The organism is Cupriavidus sp. CP313 (genome assembly GCF_054072015.1).
The window spans coordinates 290,483-309,798 of sequence record NZ_JBSVZB010000003.1; the positions used below are offsets into that span (position 1 = coordinate 290,483).

The following is a 19,316-nucleotide window of genomic DNA, read 5'->3' on the forward strand; positions in this document are numbered from 1 at the left end:
GTTGTTTCCCCGGTTATTCCTGTGCCGGCGCGGCGCCGGCCTCTGCCAGCAGCGCCAGCATGCCGGCCTCGTCCAGTACCGGCACGCCCAGCGCCTCGGCCTTGTCGAGCTTGCTGCCTGCCTCGGCGCCCGCGACCACGTAGTCGGTCTTCTTCGATACCGAACCCGCCACCTTGGCGCCGGCGGCTTCCAGCAGTTCCTTGGCGTCCTCGCGCGACATGGTGGGCAGCGTGCCGGTCAGCACGAAGGTCTTGCCCGACAGCGGCGCCGGGGCCTTGGCCACCGGCTCGCTTTCCGTCCAGTGTACGCCTGCGGCGCGCAGCTGTTCGATGACCTCGACGTTGTGCGGCTCGGCAAAGAAGTGCGCGATCGACTGCGCCACCACCGGGCCGACGTCGTTCACTTCCAGCAGCGCGGCTTCGTCGGCTGCCATCAGCCCATCCAGCTTGCCGAAATGCTTGGCCAGGTCCTTGGCGGTGGCTTCGCCCACATGGCGGATGCCCAGCGCGAAGATAAAGCGGTTCATGGTGGTCTCGCGCGACGTGTCGATCGCCGCCACCAGGTTGGCCGCCGACTTGTCGGCCATGCGCTCCAGCGCGGCCAGCTTGGCCACGCCCAGCTTGAACAGATCTGCCGGCGTGCGCACGATGCCCTGGTCGACCAGCTGCTCGACCAGCTTGTCGCCCAGGCCTTCGATATCCATGGCGCGCCGCTGCGCGAAATGCAGCAGCGACTGCTTGCGCTGCGCGGCGCAGATCAGACCGCCGGTGCAGCGGGCGATGGCTTCGTCCTCGAGCTTCTCGATATGCGAGCCGCACACCGGGCAGGCGGTCGGCATCACGAAGGCGCGCGCGTCGGCGGGGCGGCGCTCGGTCACCACGCCGACCACTTCCGGGATCACGTCGCCGGCGCGGCGCACGATCACGGTGTCGCCGATATGCACGTCCTTGCGGCGGATCTCGTCCTCGTTGTGCAGCGTGGCATTGGTCACGGTCACGCCGCCGACGAAGACGGGCTTGAGCCGCGCCACCGGAGTGATCGCGCCGGTGCGGCCGACCTGCACTTCGATGTCTTCGACGATGGTGGTCATTTCCTGCGCCGGGAACTTGTGCGCCAGCGCAAAGCGCGGCGCGCGCGAGACAAAGCCCAGGCGCTCCTGCTCGGCCAGTGCGTTGACCTTGTAGACCACACCGTCGATGTCATACGGCAGCGCGTCGCGGCGCTGGCCGATATCGCGGTAGAAATCCAGCAGGCCCTGCGCGCCTTTCACCACCGCGCGGTCCTTGCACACCGGCAGGCCCAGCGCGGCAAAGCCGTCGAGCATGGCACTGTGGGTGGGCGGACGGTCCACGCCCTGCAGCTCGCCCAGGCCGTAGGCGAAGAACGACAACGGCCGCTTGGCGGTGATGCGCGGATCGAGCTGGCGCAGGCTGCCCGCGGCGGCGTTGCGCGGGTTGACGAAGGTCTTCTCGCCGGCCTCGGCCTGGCGCTCGTTGAGCTTGTCGAAGTCGCGGCGGAACATGAACACCTCGCCGCGCACTTCCAGCACCGCGGGCGCCTGGCCGTGCAGCTTCAGCGGGATCGCCTTGATGGTGCGCACGTTGACGGTGACGTCCTCGCCGGTCTCGCCGTCGCCGCGGGTGGCGGCCTGCACCAGGCGGCCATCCTCATAGCGCAGCGACATGGCCAGGCCGTCGAATTTCAGCTCGCAGGCGTACTCGACCGCGTCGGCAGCGCCGAACAGGTCCTGCTCGCCGGCGGCGGGCGCGGTGCGGCCCAGGCCCTGCGCGCAGCGGCGGTCGAAGTTCAGCACGTCTTCATCCGCGAAACCGTTGTTGAGCGACAGCATCGGCACGCGGTGGCGCACCGAGTCGAAGGCCGACAACGGCTCGCCGCCCACGCGCTGGGTGGGCGAGTCCGGTGTCTGCAGTTCGGGATGCTCAAGCTCCAGCGCCTGCAGCTCGCTGAACAGCGCGTCGTACTCGGCGTCGGGAATGGTGGGCGCGTCCAGCACGTAGTACTGGTAGTTATGGCGATCCAGCTCGTCGCGCAGCCAGGCCACGCGCTTGGCGGCAGCTTCGGGCGGCAAGGCGCCGGCGGGCGCGGAGGCATCTGCCTGCGCGCCGCGGTGTGTTGCGGTCATGACAGGCTCCGGCTAGATGCTGAACAGGCGCAGCGCCACCAACGACCCGGCCGGCATGCCGCGCGCTTCCAGCTTGTTGTACAGCGTTTCAAGCTGGCTGAAGATCGCGACGAACGAGGCCTCGGTCAGCGGCCGCATATTGTCGTCGACCAGCTGCGCGCCCATGCGCTGGGCCAGCGTGTGGCCGTACTCGCACACGGTCCTGAACGGCTTGGCGGCCTGGTCGGCCACCGGCACGTCGAGCAGCAGCGTGATCTGGCGGCCGGCCTTGACGGTCAGGTCGTCGCGCAGGAAGTTGGTGTCGCCGAACTGCAGCGTGAACAGCGGACGCTGCACGCCCTCGGCGTTGGCCTGGTAGCGGATAAAGCGGGTGCCGTCGCGCGACAGCACCAGCCCGTCCTGCGTGGCCACGTTCTGCACGTACGCCGCCGACCACGGCGCGCCATCCGAGATCACATTGACGCCCAGCTGCACGTCGCAGCCGGCGGCAAAGCCATCCAGCTCGCGCGCATTGGCGACGGTCTCGCTCATGTCCGGCAGGTCGGCCGAGGCATCGAGCGACTCGGCCAGCGACTCCACCGCGGTGATGAATTCCGAGAATTCCAGCGCGTTGAGCGGGCCGCCGCGGTTGGCCAGCTGCACGCCGACCTGCAGGTCTTCGTACTGGTGGCCGGCGGTGACCGGCTCCCAGGCATTGGCTTCGGTGCGCAGGCCCTCGATATGGACCTGCTTGGTGCCGGCGCGGCGCAGCCGGCCGGTCAGCGGCAGGATGCGGTCACCGGAGGCCTTGCGCTCCAGGTGCAGGGGCACGATGCAGTCGATCAGCGGATCGATCAAGGCTGGCGTAGGCTGGCCATCGGGCACGGCGGCCACCGGAGCCGGGGCCGGGGCCGGAGCCGGCGCGGGAACCGGGGCCGGAGTGGCCTCGGCTTCGGCCTCGTCCTCGGCATGCGTCGCGGTGGCCGCCACGGCCACTTCCTCGGCGACGACTTCGTCGGCGTCCGCGGTGCTTGCGGCGGCGGCTGCGGCCGCAGCCGCGTGGTTGTTGTCCGTCACCACCGCGGCACTGGCCGTGGCCGGCGCCGGGGATAGCGTCGGCTCACGCCGCGGTGCCTGCTCGGCAGCGGCTTCGTGCAGGCGCGCGGCGGTTTCCGGCGCGGTGCCCTGCCCGACCACCGGCTCGCGCATCGGCGGCAGGTCGTCTTCGGGGCTGAGCTCGCGCGGGCGGCGCGCCTTGCGGATCTGCCACTGGTTGTAGCCAAACACCAGTACCACGAAAACCAGGCCCGCGACGATCAGCGCGGTCTGCAGGTCCATGTTCAGTTTCATGCTGCCTCCGCCATCGAAACCGCCGCGTCCATATCCACGGCCACGATACGCGAAACGCCCTGCTCCTGCATGGTCACGCCAATGAGTTGATGAGCCATTTCCATGGCAATCTTGTTATGTGAGATGAAAACGAATTGGGTCTTGTTCGACATGCGCGCCACCATATTGGCGTAGCGCTCGGTGTTGGCGTCGTCCAGCGGCGCGTCGACCTCGTCCAGCAGGCAGAACGGCGCCGGGTTGAGCTGGAACATGGCAAACACCAGCGCAATTGCGGTCAGCGCCTTCTCGCCGCCCGACAGCAGGTGGATGGTCGAGTTCTTCTTGCCCGGGGGCTGCGCCATCACCTGCACGCCGGCGTCGAGGATCTCCTCGCCGGTCATGATCAGTCGCGCCTGGCCGCCGCCGAACAGCGACGGGAACAGCTCGCCGAAATGATGGTTGACCTGGTCGAAGGTGCCCTGCAGCAGCGCGCGGGTTTCCTGGTCGATCTTGGCGATCGCGTCTTCCAGCGTGTTGATGGCGTCGTTCAGGTCGGCCGACTGCGCATCGAGGAAGGTCTTGCGCTCGCGCGCCGCCGCCAGCTCGTCGAGCGCGGCCATATTGACCGGGCCGAGCGCGTTGATGGCGTTGTTGAGGCGCGTGACTTCGCCCTGCAGGTACGACGGCTTCAGGTCGCCGGTCAGCTTGTCGGCCAGCGCGGCCTCGTCCACCTCGGCCGTGGTCAGCTGCTCGCTGAACTGCTCCTGGTTCAGGCGCGTGGCCTGTTCCTTGAGCTGCAGTTCAGTGATGCGGTCGCGCAGCGGCTGCAGGCTGCGCTCGGCGGCCAGGCGCTGCTCGTCGTGCTGGCGCAGCTGTGCCGACAGTGCATCGAGTTCGGTGCGCGCGATGGTGAGCTTCTCTTCCTTTTCGGCGCGCCGCTCCAGCGCTTCCTGCAGCCCGGTGTGCGCGGTCTGCTCGTTGATGGTTTCCAGCTCGGCGCGGGCGTTTTCCAGCGACTCGGCGATACGTTCGGCCTGGTCTGCCGCCACCTGGATATTGCGGCGCAGCTCGTCGATGCGGCTGGCCAGGTTGCGCTCGGCAAAGAGCGCTTCCTGTGCGGCGCGCTCGAAGTCGCGCAGCTGGTGGCGCGCGCCGGACAGCTTGCTGTCCAGCGCCTCGAAGGCCATCTGCTGGTCTTCATGCGTGGCCTGCATCTCTGCCAGCGCAGCGTCGTGCTGCTCGAAGCTGGCCTCGGATTCAGCGCGGATGGCGCGCTGTTCTTCGATCTGTGCGTGGATCTCGTCCAGTTCCTCGCGGATCTGGCCGCTGCGGGCGGAATAGCGCTCCATCGCCTGCGACAGCTTGAGCACATCCATCTGCAACGCGTGCACGCGGCGGGTAGCCTGCTCGGCGCGCGCGCGGGCATCGCCCAGCCCCTGGCTGGCCTGGGTGTAGGCCGCTTCGGCACGCACCGCCTGGGTTTTGGCTTCGTCAGACAGCAGCAGCTGCGCGCGCGCCTGCTTCTGCAGGTTTTCGATTTCCTGCTCGCGCGCCAGCATGCCGGCCTGCTCGGAATCAGCGGCGTAGATCTGGATGGCGTTGCGGCCCACCACATGGCCCTCGGCCACGACAAACGACGCGCCGTCCGGCAGCGTGTTGCGCGCGGCCAGCGCCTGCGCCATGTCGGTGGCGACGTAGATATCGGCCAGCCAGTCCTGCATCACGGCGCGGATGCCCGGCTCGGTGATCTGCACCAGCGACATCAGCGGGCGCAGGCCGGCAGGCGTTTCCAGCGGACGGGCCGCGGCCGGCGGCGAGTAGAACGCCAGCTTGGCCGGCGGCGCGTCGGACAGGAAGGCCTTGACCCAGTCCAGGTTCGACACTTCCAGCGCGGCCAGCTTCTCGCGCAGCACGGATTCGAGCGCGTTTTCCCAGCCCGGCTCGATATGGACCTTCTTCCACAGGCGCGGCAGCTCGGCCAGCTCATGCTTGGCCAGCCACGGCTGCACCTTGCCGTCGGTCTGCACGTTCTCCTGCAGCTGGCGCAGCGCGGAAAGGCGCGCTTCCAGCGTGGCGATGGCGGAGGCTTCGCTGTGCACGCGCGCCTGCGCGGCGCGGCGCGCTTCATCCAGGCGCGGCACGCTCTCTTCGGCGTCGGCCAGCACGGCCTGGGCTTCCTCGACCAGCGCTTCCTGCTCGGCCAGCTCGGCGCGGGCCTGCTCCAGGCGGGTTTCGTCGGGACGGTCCAGGCCCTTCTCTTCCGCCGACAGGCGTTCGCGGCGCTGTTCCAGTTGCTGCAGCATCTGGTCGGCGCTGCGCTGCTGCGCGGCTTCGAGCTTCAGGGCCTGCTCAGCTTGCATGATGCCGGCGCGCTGCTCGTTGAGCAGTTGCTGCGCGTCGCGCCATTGCGCTTCCAGCGTCGGCAGTTCGTCGCTCTTGTGGGCGACGGCTTCCTGCGCCTCGACCGTGCGGCCTTCGGCCACGGCCAGGTTCTCTTCGGCCTGCGCCAGCTCGTCGGTGGCCTGTTCGGCCTTGCCCTGCCACTGCTCACGCTGCCCGGTCAGCGCGGCGATCTGGGCCTGCACGCGGTTGCGCGATTCCACCACGTAGCGGATCTCGGCTTCCAGCTTGCTGACTTCGGCATTGGCCTCATACAGCGCGCCCTGCGCGGCGTGCATGCCATCGGACGCCGCGTAGTGCGCGGCGCGCATGGTTTCGAGCTCGGCTTCGACATGGCGAAGCTGCGCGGTCTGCGCTTCCAGGTCGATCTGGGCCTGCTCGATGGCGCGCTGGTGGCGTTCCTGCTCTTGCTGGGCCTCGCGCTTGCGCAGCAGCCACAGCAGGTGCTGCTTCTCTTCGCCATCTGCGTGCAGCGTCTTGAAGCGCTGCGCCACCTCGGCCTGGCCTTCCAGTTTTTCGAGGTTGCTGCCGAGTTCGCGCAGGATGTCTTCAACGCGGGTCAGGTTCTCGCGCGTGTCGGACAGGCGGTTTTCGGTCTCGCGGCGGCGTTCCTTGTACTTGGACACGCCCGCGGCCTCTTCCAGGAAGATGCGCATGTCATCGGGCTTGGCCTCGATGATGCGCGAGATCATGCCCTGCCCGATGATGGCGTAGGCGCGCGGGCCCAGGCCCGTGCCCAGGAAGATGTCCTGGATGTCGCGCCGGCGCACCGGCTGGTTGTTGATGTAGTAGGACGAGGTGCCGTCGCGGGTCAGCACGCGCTTGACCGCGACTTCGGCGTACTGGCTCCACTGGCCGGCAGCGCGGCCCTCGGCATTGTCGAACACCAGTTCGACACTCGCCCGGCCGGCCTGCTTGCGAGCGGTGGAGCCGTTGAAGATGACGTCCTGCATGGATTCGCCACGCAGCTCTGACGCACGTGACTCACCCAGCACCCAGCGCACCGCATCGATGATGTTCGATTTGCCGCAGCCGTTGGGACCTACGATGCCGACCAGTTGGCCGGGCACTTGAAAATTGGTGGGATCGACAAATGACTTGAAGCCCGCCAGCTTGATCGAGGATAGTCGCACGGTTTCTCGTGTGGTATCGGCCACTCCGGTATGGGAACCGGGGTCGGCCTGGTATCGGGGCTATTGCACTGTTCAGAAAGCCGGGCTGCGCGGGAGCCGGCGCGGCGTGACGCCAGCACCTCAAAATACCCCTCGGGCCCGAGAATTGGGGCTAATCATACCATCGCAGATGCCTTCGCCGGCCCGTTTGGCAGTCGCCCCGGCGTCATATCCCATGGCCGATTTCCCTTGCTATTCCGCCCCTTACAAGCGTTTCCGCAAGCACTTTGGCAGGCGCCGCGGGCGCTGTCAGCCATCGTTGCCGGCCAATCGTCGGGAAACTAACTAGGGTAAATGCTAGTCTCTGATCTGTCGGCGTGACCTCGGATGCCCTCCGGGTCGCGCACCCATGAACGCGCCCCTCGCAGCCTTTGGCGAATCAGGAGGACAGAGCATGAGTGAACCGTCAGCGGCCGCCCGGCCGTGGTCTGTCAGCGACATCAACTACCAGGCGATCGACGTGGAACGCATACGCGGCGACCGCGACCTCTTCTACCTGCTGGTGTCAGCCTCGTTCATCGAGAGCGGATCCGACACCTATGCAGGCAACCTTGCCACCTATTACGCCCGTGTGCCCGACGCGGCCGACTGGCTTGCCGAGCACTGGGAAGCCGAGGAACTGCAGCACGGGCTGGCGCTGCGGCGCTATGTCGAGCATGTCTGGCCGGAATTCGACTGGGAGCGCGGCTATGCGCGCTTCTTCGACGAGTACAGCAAGACCTGCTCGATCGACCACTTCGAGCCAACCGAGGCTTTGGAAATGGCGGCCCGCTGCGTGGTGGAAACCGGCACCGCCGCCTATTACCGCGCGCTGGAACAGGCCAGCGACGAACCGGTGCTGCGCGACCTGACGCGGCGCATCTCCAACGACGAGGTGCGGCACTACAAGCACTTTTATCAGTTCTTCAACCGCTTCGTGGAAGCCGAGCGGCTGGGCAAGCTGCGTGTGTTCGGCGCCCTGGCGCGCCGGCTGCTGGAGATCAAGAACGAGGATGCCGCCATCGCCCTGCGCAATGTGCTGCGCATGGAACGCGGCGTCGAAGAGATCCCCGACCAGGAAGTGAGGGCGCTGAACTCCCGCGTCAGCGCCGTGATCCGCAAGAACCTGCCGATCGAAATGACAGTGAAGATGCTGCTGCGCCCGCTACACCTGCACCGCGGCGTGGAGCGGGCGGTGCGCAAGCCGCTGGTGGCGGTGGTATCGCGGGTGATGCTGCACTGACCGGTCGCCCCGCAGTCACGAGCCCAGCGCAGGCACGGTAGTACACATCGTCGACCGGATGCCGGCTGGCTGCGTCCGCGGCATCATGTGCTCGTGCACCAAATGTCAGTTGCGCTTTGCATTGAGCAGCGTGCGTACTATGCTTCAGCGAAAACCAATAGCAAGCAGCTGCGTCTTGAATGTTCGTGGTGTCATTTGCACCATGTGGCTGCCGGGGCAATACGGAAGGGAGAGAGCGCGGCGCACTGCGCTCGGAGGCGGGAAACATCATGTGTTCCTTTCTTCGCAAGGCTTGCTGCCTGCAACTGGCAGTGCTCGGCCTGCTCAGCGTTTCTGCCTTTGCCTATGAAGTCGCCCCGGTCAGCGGCGGCGGCAAGATCGAGGGCAAGGTCACCTTCCAGGGCACCGTCCCAATCCGCAAGATCATCCCCACCAAGGACCGCGAAGTCTGCGGCGGCCCGCGCGATGAACCACAGATCCGAGTGGGCGCCGGCAAGGGCGTTCAGGATGCCGTCGTGTACCTGAAGGAAGTGCCGAAAGGCAAGGCCTGGGGCGCGGCCGACAAGGTTCCCGTGCTAGACCAGGAACACTGCATCTTCAAGCCCGCCATACAGGTGATCCGTCCCGGCAAGCTTGAAGTCACCAGCTCCGATCCGATACTGCACAACACCCACGGTTTCTACGGGCAGCGCACGGCGTTCAACCTGGCGCTGCCGGAGAAAGGGGTCAAGATCACGCGCGAACTGCCGCGGCCCGGACTGGTCCGGGTCGAGTGCGACGCGCACGGCTGGATGCTTGCCCACATCTATGTCGCCGACAGCCCGTACTACGCGCTGACCGGCGACGACGGCAGCTTCCGCATCGATGACATTCCACCCGGAAATTACACACTGGTTGCCACGCAGTACTACACCGGCGACACCGAGACGCCAGTCACGGTAAGCGGCGGCCAGACCGCGAAACTCTCGATCGAACTCAAGAAGAAATAGAACGTTCAGTTTCGCCGCTGCACTTTCATCACACCCCCCGGGGGCGGAGGACCGCCAGATGAACTCATTTGAACTCGAACGACGCGAGCTGCACCGGACCCTGACCGGCCCGGGCGATCGCCCCGAAGGCGCAGCCGTATGGACGCGCCGCACCTTCCTGCACCAGGCGCTGCTCAAAGGCGTTGCGGGCGCCGCCGCATGCGGCTTCTTCCCGCTCCTCAACACCCTCGACGTGGCCTATGGGCAGACCGGCCAGAGCTTCCGCTTCGCCTGGGTCTCCGACACGCACCTCTACCCCAGGGAACTCAACGCCCGCTTCGTGGACAAGACGGTTCGCGCCTTCAAGGAAGTGCAGGCGATGAACCCGCCAGCCGACTTCATGATCTTCGGCGGCGACCTGGCGCAGCTGGGCGACCCCGTCGAACTGCAACTTGGCGCCGAACTGCTGAAGGAAGTGAAGATCCGCAAGGTCTTCATCCCGGGCGAACACGACTGGTACCTCGACATGGGGTCGACCTGGAACAAGACCTTCGGCAACACGCCCTGGACCTTCGACCACAAAGGCGTGCGCGTGATCGGCCTGAACACGGTCACCGGCGCACCGGACTTCTGGACCGCACGCAAGATGACGCCGAAAGAGCGCATGGGACATATGGCCACGCTCGACGGCACGCTGGGCGGCGCCTGGTCGGTGATCGGCGAAAAGCAATTGCGATGGCTCAACAGCACGCTGTCGAACTGGCCGAAGAGCAGCCCGGTCATCCTGTTCACCCATACGCCGCTGTACGAGTACTACCCGCCGTGGAACTTCTGGATCCGCGACTGGCGCGAGGCGCATGAAATCCTCAGGCCCTACGCCAACGTCACCAACGTCCACGGCCATACGCACCAGGTGCTCTACAACGAGATCGGCAAGGTGCGCTCGATCGGCATGCTGGCCACATCCTGGCCATGGCCCTATGCGCCGGAAGGCGTGCCGCTGCTGACCAAGCCGATGATTCGCGCCGATCCGGGCGATCACTTCGACGGCGTGGGCTGGAGCACGCTGACCATGACCCCGCAAGGACGAGTGGAGAACGAGTACAAGATGTGGCGCAAGACGGTCTTCGCCGATCAGCCGGCGGATTCCGGCACTGAGGACAACCGCAACCAGATCCTCAGCCCGCGCGTCGCCGACCGGATCTAGGCCGGCCAGCACCCCTCATCCGGCGCAGCAATGCGTGAGGAGGACATGATGAAAAAAGACAAATGGCATGCCCGGGCCCTGACGGCGGGCCTGGCCGTGTTGCTGCTGCTCGGCTACGACAGCAACCAGCCGATGGCACACAAGGAACCTCACACGGCGGACCAGTTGAAAGCGTTTGAAGACGTTTTCATGGAACAGGTGAAGCTCGGCGACCAGCTGTTCCACGGCGATCCCGATGCGCAGAAGCAGATGAACGTCAAGCTCTCGAATACCGGTGTGGCCTGCGCCATGTGCCACCCGTATGCGTCCGACACCCACCCGCATGAGTTCCCCAAGTTCCAGGAGCAGATGAATGAGTTCGCCACGCTGCGCGACATGATCAACTGGTGCATCGAGAAGCCGAACGAGGGCGAGAAGATCGACCCGAACGGGCCGGCGATGAAGGCACTGGAGGCTTACACCTACTATTCGAACCGCAACTCCAAGCTTGACCCCGGCCGGCACTGAACCGCGGCGCAGGCGACAACAACAAGAAGGGAGGACGGCAGTATGGCCGAGACCCGCGGCGTAGCAGACGCGTCGGACCCGTTTCCCGATCTGGACGCGCTGGTCGACCGCGGGCTTGTCCTCAAGTGGCTGTACTGGGGGCTGTTCTGGCTGATGTTTACGCCCAGCATCGGCGTAACCATCTCCAGCCTGTTCAACTACCCCGACTATCTGGGGACCTCGCAGTACCTGACCTTCGGCCGCTTGCGGCCGATGCATGTCAACGGGGTGATCTTCGGCGCCTTCTCCACGCTGTTCATCGGCCTGTGCCACTACTTGCTGCCGCGCCTGTGCGGCGTGCCGGTCTGGAAAGGCCAGTGGGGACACTGGCTGGTGTGGGTGTGGAACCTGGGCCTGGTCGCCGGCATGGCCTCGCTGATGCTTGGCTACAACCAGGGCCTGGAAGCCGGCGAATTCCCAATTGCGATCGACGCCGTCATCTTCTTCGTGGTGACGGTCACCACCGTGCAGTTCCTGATGACGATCGCGCACCGGCGCGAGCCGCAGCTCTACGTGGCGGTGTGGTACCTGATCGGCGCCTTTGTCTGGACCGTGATGAACCTGGTGCTGGGCAGCTTTATCCTGCCCTACACCATCACCGGCATCAACAGCGCCGCCTTCCACGGCCTGTTCATCCACTACATCGTGGGGCTGTGGATCACGCCTGCCGGCTACGTGCTGATCTACTACTTCCTGCCGGCAAGCGTACAGAACCCGGTCTACAGCCACAAACTGTCGCTGGTGGGCTTCTGGTCGCTGGCGCTCTTCTACCCATTCGTCGGCATTCACCACTACCTGTACAGCCCCATCGCCGACTGGGCCGAGACGCTGGCGATCATCACCTCGATGCTGCTGATCGTGCCGGTCTGGACGGTATTGCAGAATTTCTTCGGCACCATGATGGGCCGCTGGCATACGTTCACCCAGAACCTGACCGCCAAGTTCCTGATCATGGGCTCGCTGATGTACCTGGTGGGGTGCTTCCAGGGCTCGACCGAAGCCCTGCGCTCGATCCAGCAGCCGACGCACTTCAGCGACTTCGTCATCTCGCATTCGCACCTGACGGTCTTCGGCACCTTCGTGGTGTGGGCCATCGGCGGCACGGTCTATGTGATACCCAGGCTGGTGGCGCGGCCACTGTGGTCGCCGCGGCTCGGCAACTGGTCGTTCTGGCTGATCACCTTCGGCATCAGCCTGATGGGGCTGGACCTGACCATGGCCGGCCTGCAGCAGGGCTACATGCTGATGGCGGGCGTGGAATGGGTGGACTCGCTGGTGGCCATCCGGCCCTACTGGCTGGTACGCACGACGGCCGGCATCTCGATGGACGTCGGCATGTCGCTGCTGGTCTACAACCTGATGCGCACCGTGCTGTCGGCCGAGCCCGCCACGGCACCAGGCGCCACGGGCGCCGTGCGCGGAGCATCCACGTGACCCCGCGCCGCCCCGATGGCCGCTACGGCCTGCGTTTCTATGCACTGATCGCGGGGTTCGGCTGCATCTCGCTGGCCGCCTTCGTGCAGGGCGTGCTGCCGATGCTGGAGCCGCAATCGCGCACCGACAAGGTCACCCAGGTGGTGCGCACAGACCTGGGCGAACTCAAGTGGATGGAAGCGCGTGCCACTGACTACACGCCGCTGCAGCTGCGGGGCCGCGAAGTCTATACGCGCGAAGGCTGCTGGTACTGCCACTCGCAGTTCGTGCGCCCGGTCACCGGCGAGACCCGGCGCTGGGGCCCGGTCGCCCAGGCCGGCGAGTATGCCTTCGACCTGCCGCACCTGTTCTCGACGCGGCGCATCGGCCCGGATCTCTCGCGCGTCGGCCTGAAGTACAGCGATGCCTGGCACCTGGCGCATTTCTGGGATCCGCGCATGTTGTCGCCCGACTCGATCATGCCGCGCTTCTCCGCGCTGTTTTCCGAGCCGCACACCGCAAGGCTGGTGACCGACCAGCAGGGCCGCCGCACCATCGAGAACACGCCTGAGACCCGGCAGCTGTTCGACTTCGGCAGCAGCCAGACCATCACGCTGACGCCCAACCAGGCCGGCCTGCTCTACGTCCCGGAGCGCGGGAAGTACCCCGTGATCCTGACCCCCAACAAGGAATTCGACGGCGAGACCGTGATCCTGATCGCCGACACGGAAGACCTGCGCGCACTGGTGGCCTACCTGCAGAAGCTCGGCACCAACCGCGGCAAGTGGCGCGACCGCTTCGAACCGCAGCAGATGGAGGCCTCGCAGACGAGCGTCCCGCGTTCGGAGGAATGGATCGCGCACGGCAAGAACGTGTATGAGCGGCGCTGCCTTGGCTGCCATGGCGTCAAGGGCGACGGCAACGGGCCGGCCGCCGCGTTCATGCAGAAGGACCGCCCACGCAACTTCACGCTGGGCGTATTCAAGTTCCGGCTCACGCCGTCGGGCTCCATGCCGGATGACGGCGACCTGCTGCGCACCATCACGCGCGGCGTGCGCGGCACGGCGATGCCGAGCTGGCACGAACTGCCGGAAAAAGACCGGCTGGCGGTGATCCAGTACATCAAGTACGAGCTTGCGGCCGACCGCAGCAAACCGGACAAGCCTTACTACTATTTCCTCGAAGAACCACCGCTCGCACCGATCTTCATCGGCGTGCCGCCCAAGCCCTCGGCGGAACTCATCCAGCGCGGCAAGCAGGCCTGGGACCGCGCCAAATGCTGGGAGTGCCACGGGCGCAGCGGCAAGGGTGACGGCGAGAAGGCAGCCGGACTCAAGGACGATTTCGGTTTTCCGATCCCGCCGGCCAACCTGACCACCGGGCAGTTCAAGTCCGGGGCATCGGTGAAGGACATCTTCCGCACCATGAGCACGGGGCTGTCCGGCACGCCGATGCCGTCGTTCAGCGACACGGTATCCGAGGACGACCGCTGGGCGCTGGCCTACTTCGTCCTGTCCCTGTCGGCCTACACCGATCCGCTGACCGGCCAGCCGCTGCCGATTCCGCCCGGGCAGAAAGCCGCGCTGAACGACCCCGGCCTGCGCGCTGAGGAATCGCGGCAGGCCTATCGCCCCGCAGAGGCCGACCAGCCCGGCAAGCCAAGCACCTATGCCGGCGAGGCATGGGCCAGGCGGCACGGTTTTGCCTTTGCCGACGAGCGCTAGCCAGAGAGGGATCCATCATGGCCGAACTCACCTTCCTGCAATTCGTGGTGGCCTTCTTCATGAGCCTGGGCGCGGTCTGTGTGTTCATCTGGGCCGTGCTTTCGGGCCTGTTCGAAGACGTCGAGGCCATCAAGTACAAGGCCTACCGGGCCGAAGTCAGGGATGACGAAACGGAGGCATCCGGCCATGAGTGATGAACGCGACAGCCCATCCGCCGGGCAGGAAGAACCGCATCACCAGCAGACCGAAGACTACGGCGGCGGCCATATCCAGGCGCGGCATGGCCGCATCAACGCGTGGCTGCTGGTGGTCTACCTGGTGTTGTTCGTCTGGGCGCTGTACTACGGCTACGCCTATTGGGGCGGGCTCGGGCCAGGGCTGGACCTGACGCGCTGACCCGACAGTCCGCTACACCGACCGGAGCTCATCATGGTACCGAGACTGCTGCTGGCGCTGGCCCTGCTGAACCTGGCCTTCCTGTTCGGCGAACTTGCACTGAACGTGCTCGGCGTGCGCCTGTTATAAGCGGAGTCCGTCATGACCCTTGCCGAATCGATCGCCTTCTGGATCTTCATCATCATGACGGTTGGGTTCTTTGCCTGGGTGGCCTACCTGGCAGCGCGCAAGTAGCGGAGACGTCATGAGCGATCTGTGGCTGGTTTTCCTGGCAGGCGCCGCCGGCAGCATGCACTGCGCCGGCATGTGCGGTGGCTTTGCCTGTGGCCTGGGCCCCGCGCCCGGCGGACGCCTTGCCTCCTTGTTGCGACACCTGAGCTACAACCTGGGACGCATCGGCAGCTATGCCTTCCTTGGCACGCTGGCCGGCTATCTCGGCATGCTGCTGGTCGGCCATGCGGGTGAAGGCAGCGCGGCCAGCATGGTGCAGCGCGGACTGGCCATCCTGTCCGGGCTGCTGATGCTGCTGATCGGGCTGAACCTGGCCGGGCTCCTCGGCCGTGGCGGCCATGCACTGGGCGGTGCGGGCGCGCAGTGGCTGGCGCAATCGCTGCACGCCTTGCTGCGCCAGCCCGGACCGGGCGCGCCGCTGGCATTTGGCGTGCTGAACGGCTTCCTCCCCTGCCCCCTGGTCTATGCCTTCGCTGCGCAGGCGGCAGCCAGCGGCACCGCGCTGAGCGGCCTGCAGATCATGGTCGCGTTCGGGCTCGGCACCTTGCCCACCATGCTGGCGATGGGCGGCCTCGGACTCTGGTGGCGCGCGCGGCATCGGCCTGCGGGCATCCCGGTGCGGCCGGTCGTGGCCAGCTTTCTGCCTGCGCCGTCGCCACGCCTGGGCTGGCGCATGCAGGGCGTGCGCGCCGCCGGCGCGTTCATCGTCCTGCTCGGACTGATCACGCTCGCGCGCGGCGTGGTGCCGATGAGCGCCCACCTGCATTAGCCAGGCCTCCTATGTCCACCGAAACCACGCACACCTGCAGTCATTGCCAGTTGCCGGTCGGACGCCTGGGCCAGCAGCGCGAGCTCGACGGCGACACGCGCTGGTTCTGCTGCTATGGCTGCTGCCTGGCCTATCAGGTACACCATGGAGAGCACGAGGAACCGCAGGCTGCCGCCGCGCTGATCCGGCTCGGCGTCGGCGGGTTTCTCGCGATGAACGTCATGTTGTTCAGCTGGCTGCTCTACGCCGATGCGTTTACCGGCGACGAAGCGTGGCTGCGTGGCCCGGTTCACTGGTTGCTGTGGGCGCTGGCGACGCCGCTGGTGCTGCTGCTCGGGCGGCCATTTGCCGAAGGCGCATGGCAGGCGATGCGGCAGGGACGGCTGTCGACCGACACCCTGGTCTGCATCGGCGTGCTCGCCGCCTACTGCTATTCGGGCTGGCAGGTGCTGCGCGGCTCCGGCCTGGTCTATTTCGACACCGCCGCCATGGTGCTGCTGCTGTTTACGCTGGGCCGCCTGCTTGAGGCGCAGGTGCGCGTACGCACCGCGCGCCGCCTCGCACCGATGCTGGCGGCTGAACGCGCAGAGGCGCGCGTGGTCGATGGCGGCACCGAAGACTGGCGCGCCGTCGTCGACATCCGGCCGGCCGAACTGGTGCGGATACTTCCCGGCGAACGCGTGCCAGTCGACGGCATCGTCGTGGATGGCCGCTCGGAGTGCGACGAAGCCGTCCTGACCGGGCAAAGCGAGCCCCAGTTCAAGCCGCCGGGCGCGCTGGTGCACGCCGGCAGCATCAACGGCAGCCGCCCGCTGCTGGTCCGGACCACGGTGGCCGGCTCGCAGACCCGGTGGCAGCAGATCGGCCGGCAGGTGCGTGAAGCGCTGGCGCGCAAATCGCTGGCGGGCGACACCGTCGACCGCATCATTGCCGTGTTCATTCCCGGCGTGCTGGCGCTGGCCGCGGCCAGCGCGTGGTTCTGGGGCAGCCGGGCAGGCGCTCCGGCGCAGGCGGCCGACGCCGCCATGCTGGCCGGACTGGCCGTGCTGGTGGTGGCGTGCCCGTGCTCGCTGGGCTTGGCAGCGCCACTCACGCATGCGTTGGCGATCGGACTGGCGGCGCAACGCGGCATCCTCGTGCGCGGCGGCGACGTGCTGGAAAGGCTGGCACGGATCAAGGGCATTGCCTTCGACAAGACCGGCACGCTGACGGCGGACACGCTGCACCCCGTCGGCATGCAGACCGAAGGCGCCAGCCACGCGGAAGTCCTGCGCGTGGCGGCAGCGCTGGCCCAGGCTTCGGACCATCCGGCAGCGCGCTCGATTGCCGCCATGGCACGCGCTGCGGCGTCGCCTCCCTCAGCCTCCAACGAAGTCGAGGCCAATGCCGGAGAGGGTCTGTCCGGTCGCTTCGATGACATGGATTGCGCGCTGGGATCGCCCGCCTTTCTCGGCACGCTCGGGTGGCACGTGCCACCCGCACTGCTCGCTACGGCGCCACTGGGCTGCACGCTGGTACTGGTCGGCTGGGGGGGCCAGGCGCACGGACTGATCGCGCTGCGCACGTTGCCGATGCCGCATGTTGGCGACGTGATCGCCGAGATGCAGCGCCAGGGCCTGCGCACGCTGCTGCTGAGCGGCGACAATCCGCACGCAGTGGCGGCAATGGCCGGCGCATTGAATATTGACGCGTGGCAGGCCAGGCTGCTGCCGCAGGACAAGGTGCTTGCACTGCGCGACTGGGCCGCCGGCACAGGGCTGGTCGCCATGGTCGGCGATGGGCTCAACGACGGCCCGGTGCTGGCGGCTGCCTCAGTCGGCATCGCCGTGGGCAATGCCTCCGACCTGGCCCGCGAAAGCGCGGACGTCGTGCTGCCGCGCTCGGGCCTGGCCAGCCTCCCGTGGCTGCTGCAGCAATCGCGCCAGGTGCGCCGTACGGTCCGGGCCAACCTGGCCTGGGCCTTCGGCTATAACGCCATCGCGCTAGCACTGGCTGCCAGTGGGCTGCTGCAACCGGTGCTCGCGGCCGTGCTGATGGGTGGTTCCAGCGTGCTCGTGGCGATGCGTTCGTGGCGCGCCAGCGCGGCAGCCGACGCGAATGCAGGCATGCCGGACGACAGCACAGGCGCCGCAACGCGGACTCGCCCTGCGGCCTTGCACTCCAGTCAGGGAGTCTCACCATGAAACGATGGCCCGCCTGGCTTGCCGCCGGCCTCTTCGCCGTCTCGCTGCCGGGCCTTGCCCCGGCTACGCACAACGAGACGCAGCACACCGACCTGTCGTCGCGCGGCTGGCCGGTGGGCGATTTCAGCCTTACCGATCAGAACGGCCGCGCATTTACCCAGGCGCAGCTGCAAGGCCGCTGGACCCTCGTGCTGTTGGGCGACACCCATTGCGGAGAGCCATGCGGCGCGGCGCTGACGGCCCTGACGGGGATGTACCAGCGCATCAGCACCACGCAGAAGCTTGCCACCACGCAGGTGCTGTTCGTCTCGCTGGATCCGCAGCGCGATACGCCGGACGCACTGCGACGCTACCTTTCCCCGTACGACGCCCGCTTCATGGGTGCCACCGGCAGCCCGCAGACGCTGGCGCGAATGATCGACGATCTCGGCGCCAGACCGGGCGTGCCACCCGCCCCCAACGCAGCCTATCCCGGCTCGCTGATCCTGGTCGGGCCGGATGCCACGGTGCGCGGGCAGTTCCTGCCGCCGTTCGACGTGCCGCTGCTGACCGCCGCCTATCTGAAAGCACGCGTGCGCAAGTGACCCGAACGCCGCACACGGGAAAGCCTAGGCGGCCAGTTCGGCGTCAGGCACTGTCGAAGCACGCGCCGGCCTGCTCCGGTGCACCAGGCCCGACAAGGCCCCAGCCGCCACGATGCACAGCCCGCCGGCCGCTTCCTTCCAGCTCAGCACCTCGGTCGCCAGCCACCACGCCGATACCGCCGCGATCACGATTTCGAACAGCATCAGCAGCGAGACGCGGTTGGCCGGCAGCCGCTGCAGCCCGTATTGCACCACCGAGTTGCTGACCACCAGCACCGCCGCCAGGCCCAGCACCAGCATGCCCACGCTGACCTGCGCGCCCTGGACGATGGTCACCGACGGGCCATCGAGCAGCAGTGCGGCCGGCACGCCGACCACCGTGCAGCCCAGGTAGACCACCACCGTGCGCACGCGTGCGTCCATGTCCGGGAAGCGCTGGCCGGCGCGGCGCGACAGCACATTGTTGACGGCAAAGCCCATGCCGCCGATCAGACCCGACCATTCCGCGGCAGAGCCTGGCAGCGGCACGCCGACCTCGGGCGTCCACAGCATCAGCCCGGCGCCGAACAGGGCCAGCGCCACCAGCGACAGCCCTGCCGCCGACAGCCGCTCGCCCAGGAACAGCCGGGCAAACAGCGCGGTCCAGACCGGGGTCAGGTAGAACAGCAACAACACGCGCATCACATGGCCGTTGACACTGCCCCAGACGAAGCCGGCGTTGGTCACGCCCGCCGCCAGCCCGATGGCGACAAACAGCCAGTGCGGGCGCAGGCCGGCCAGGTGCCGGCGGAAGACCAGCAGCGACAGCACGGCCGCGACCGAGCTGACCAGCGCCGCGGCGTGCATGCCGCCCAGGCCCCAGCCCGCCAGCACGCGGTACGGGAACCAGGCGATGCCCCAGACCGAGGCGCCGATCAGGATGGAAAGCGATGCCTTGACCGCATGGCGGTCGGCCGGTGCATGCTGCGCCGCAACAGTATTTGTGCTCATAAAGGGAATCCGTGCGAGGCGAGCCGGGCCGCCGGCCGGTGACAGGCAGGCAGCGTCCGG

The 19,316-nt window shown here is 67.2% G+C and carries 15 protein-coding genes; 11 read left to right on the plus strand and 4 right to left on the minus strand.

Translation table 11 applies throughout. The annotated features are described in order from the left end of the window. Positions 1 to 13: 13 nt before the first annotated feature. From ligA to smc, 3 genes are read right to left on the minus strand one after another with little or no spacing between them, the layout of a single operon-like run. Positions 14 to 2,143: an NAD-dependent DNA ligase LigA gene (gene ligA / locus ACW4E8_RS05780; protein ID WP_456803636.1), complete on the minus strand. Its 2,130-nt coding sequence runs from the start codon at positions 2,141 to 2,143 to the stop codon at positions 14 to 16. Between the two features lie 12 nt (positions 2,144 to 2,155). After that, positions 2,156 to 3,472, minus strand: a complete 1,317-nt coding sequence (locus ACW4E8_RS05785) for a cell division protein ZipA C-terminal FtsZ-binding domain-containing protein (RefSeq protein WP_456803637.1) — start codon at positions 3,470 to 3,472, stop codon at positions 2,156 to 2,158. Further along, positions 3,469 to 6,984 (minus strand): chromosome segregation protein SMC, encoded by a 3,516-nt coding sequence (smc, locus tag ACW4E8_RS05790; protein ID WP_456803638.1) that lies wholly within the window; start codon positions 6,982 to 6,984, stop codon positions 3,469 to 3,471. The genes ACW4E8_RS05785 and smc overlap by 4 nt, the downstream gene beginning before the upstream one ends. A 433-nt stretch (positions 6,985 to 7,417) precedes the next feature. On the opposite strand from smc, the gene ACW4E8_RS05795 reads away from it, so the two are divergent. From ACW4E8_RS05795 to ACW4E8_RS05845, 11 genes are all read left to right on the plus strand, one after another. Further along, a complete protein-coding gene (locus ACW4E8_RS05795; RefSeq protein WP_456803639.1) occupies positions 7,418 to 8,245 on the plus strand; it encodes a ferritin-like domain-containing protein in 828 nt (275 codons plus the stop codon). Between the two features lie 269 nt (positions 8,246 to 8,514). Then, on the plus strand, positions 8,515 to 9,234 hold the full coding sequence (locus tag ACW4E8_RS05800) for a carboxypeptidase regulatory-like domain-containing protein (protein ID WP_456803640.1): 720 nt from the start codon (positions 8,515 to 8,517) through the stop codon (positions 9,232 to 9,234). Positions 9,235 to 9,292: 58 nt separating this feature from the next. Next, entirely contained in the window at positions 9,293 to 10,420 is a 1,128-nt protein-coding gene (locus tag ACW4E8_RS05805; protein WP_456803641.1) for a metallophosphoesterase family protein, read from the plus strand. 48 nt (positions 10,421 to 10,468) lie between these two features. Beyond that, a complete protein-coding gene (locus tag ACW4E8_RS05810; RefSeq protein WP_456803642.1) occupies positions 10,469 to 10,927 on the plus strand; it encodes a hypothetical protein in 459 nt (152 codons plus the stop codon). Between the two features lie 42 nt (positions 10,928 to 10,969). Next, positions 10,970 to 12,400, plus strand: coding sequence for a cbb3-type cytochrome c oxidase subunit I (locus ACW4E8_RS05815; RefSeq protein ID WP_456803643.1), 1,431 nt, complete (start codon positions 10,970 to 10,972; stop codon positions 12,398 to 12,400). Further along, positions 12,397 to 14,103 carry a cbb3-type cytochrome c oxidase subunit II gene (locus ACW4E8_RS05820; protein ID WP_456803644.1) on the plus strand — a complete coding sequence of 569 codons (1,707 nt, stop codon included), beginning with the start codon at positions 12,397 to 12,399 and terminating at the stop codon, positions 14,101 to 14,103. Before ACW4E8_RS05815 ends, ACW4E8_RS05820 begins: the two co-directional genes overlap by 4 nt. A 17-nt stretch (positions 14,104 to 14,120) precedes the next feature. Further along, entirely contained in the window at positions 14,121 to 14,297 is a 177-nt protein-coding gene (gene ccoS, locus ACW4E8_RS05825; RefSeq protein WP_456803645.1) for a cbb3-type cytochrome oxidase assembly protein CcoS, read from the plus strand. Continuing rightward, positions 14,290 to 14,499: a hypothetical protein gene (locus tag ACW4E8_RS05830; RefSeq protein WP_456803646.1), complete on the plus strand. Its 210-nt coding sequence runs from the start codon at positions 14,290 to 14,292 to the stop codon at positions 14,497 to 14,499. Before ccoS ends, ACW4E8_RS05830 begins: the two co-directional genes overlap by 8 nt. A 244-nt stretch (positions 14,500 to 14,743) precedes the next feature. Continuing rightward, positions 14,744 to 15,499, plus strand: a complete 756-nt coding sequence (locus ACW4E8_RS05835; protein ID WP_456803647.1) for a sulfite exporter TauE/SafE family protein — start codon at positions 14,744 to 14,746, stop codon at positions 15,497 to 15,499. A gap of 11 nt (positions 15,500 to 15,510) precedes the next feature. After that, entirely contained in the window at positions 15,511 to 17,682 is a 2,172-nt protein-coding gene (locus ACW4E8_RS05840) for a heavy metal translocating P-type ATPase (protein ID WP_456803648.1), read from the plus strand. Beyond that, positions 17,679 to 18,266 (plus strand): SCO family protein, encoded by a 588-nt coding sequence (locus ACW4E8_RS05845; RefSeq protein ID WP_456803649.1) that lies wholly within the window; start codon positions 17,679 to 17,681, stop codon positions 18,264 to 18,266. Before ACW4E8_RS05840 ends, ACW4E8_RS05845 begins: the two co-directional genes overlap by 4 nt. A 24-nt stretch (positions 18,267 to 18,290) precedes the next feature. On the opposite strand, the gene ACW4E8_RS05850 is transcribed toward ACW4E8_RS05845, so the two are convergent. After that, positions 18,291 to 19,256 (minus strand): DMT family transporter, encoded by a 966-nt coding sequence (locus ACW4E8_RS05850; protein WP_456803650.1) that lies wholly within the window; start codon positions 19,254 to 19,256, stop codon positions 18,291 to 18,293. Positions 19,257 to 19,316 lie beyond the last annotated feature (60 nt).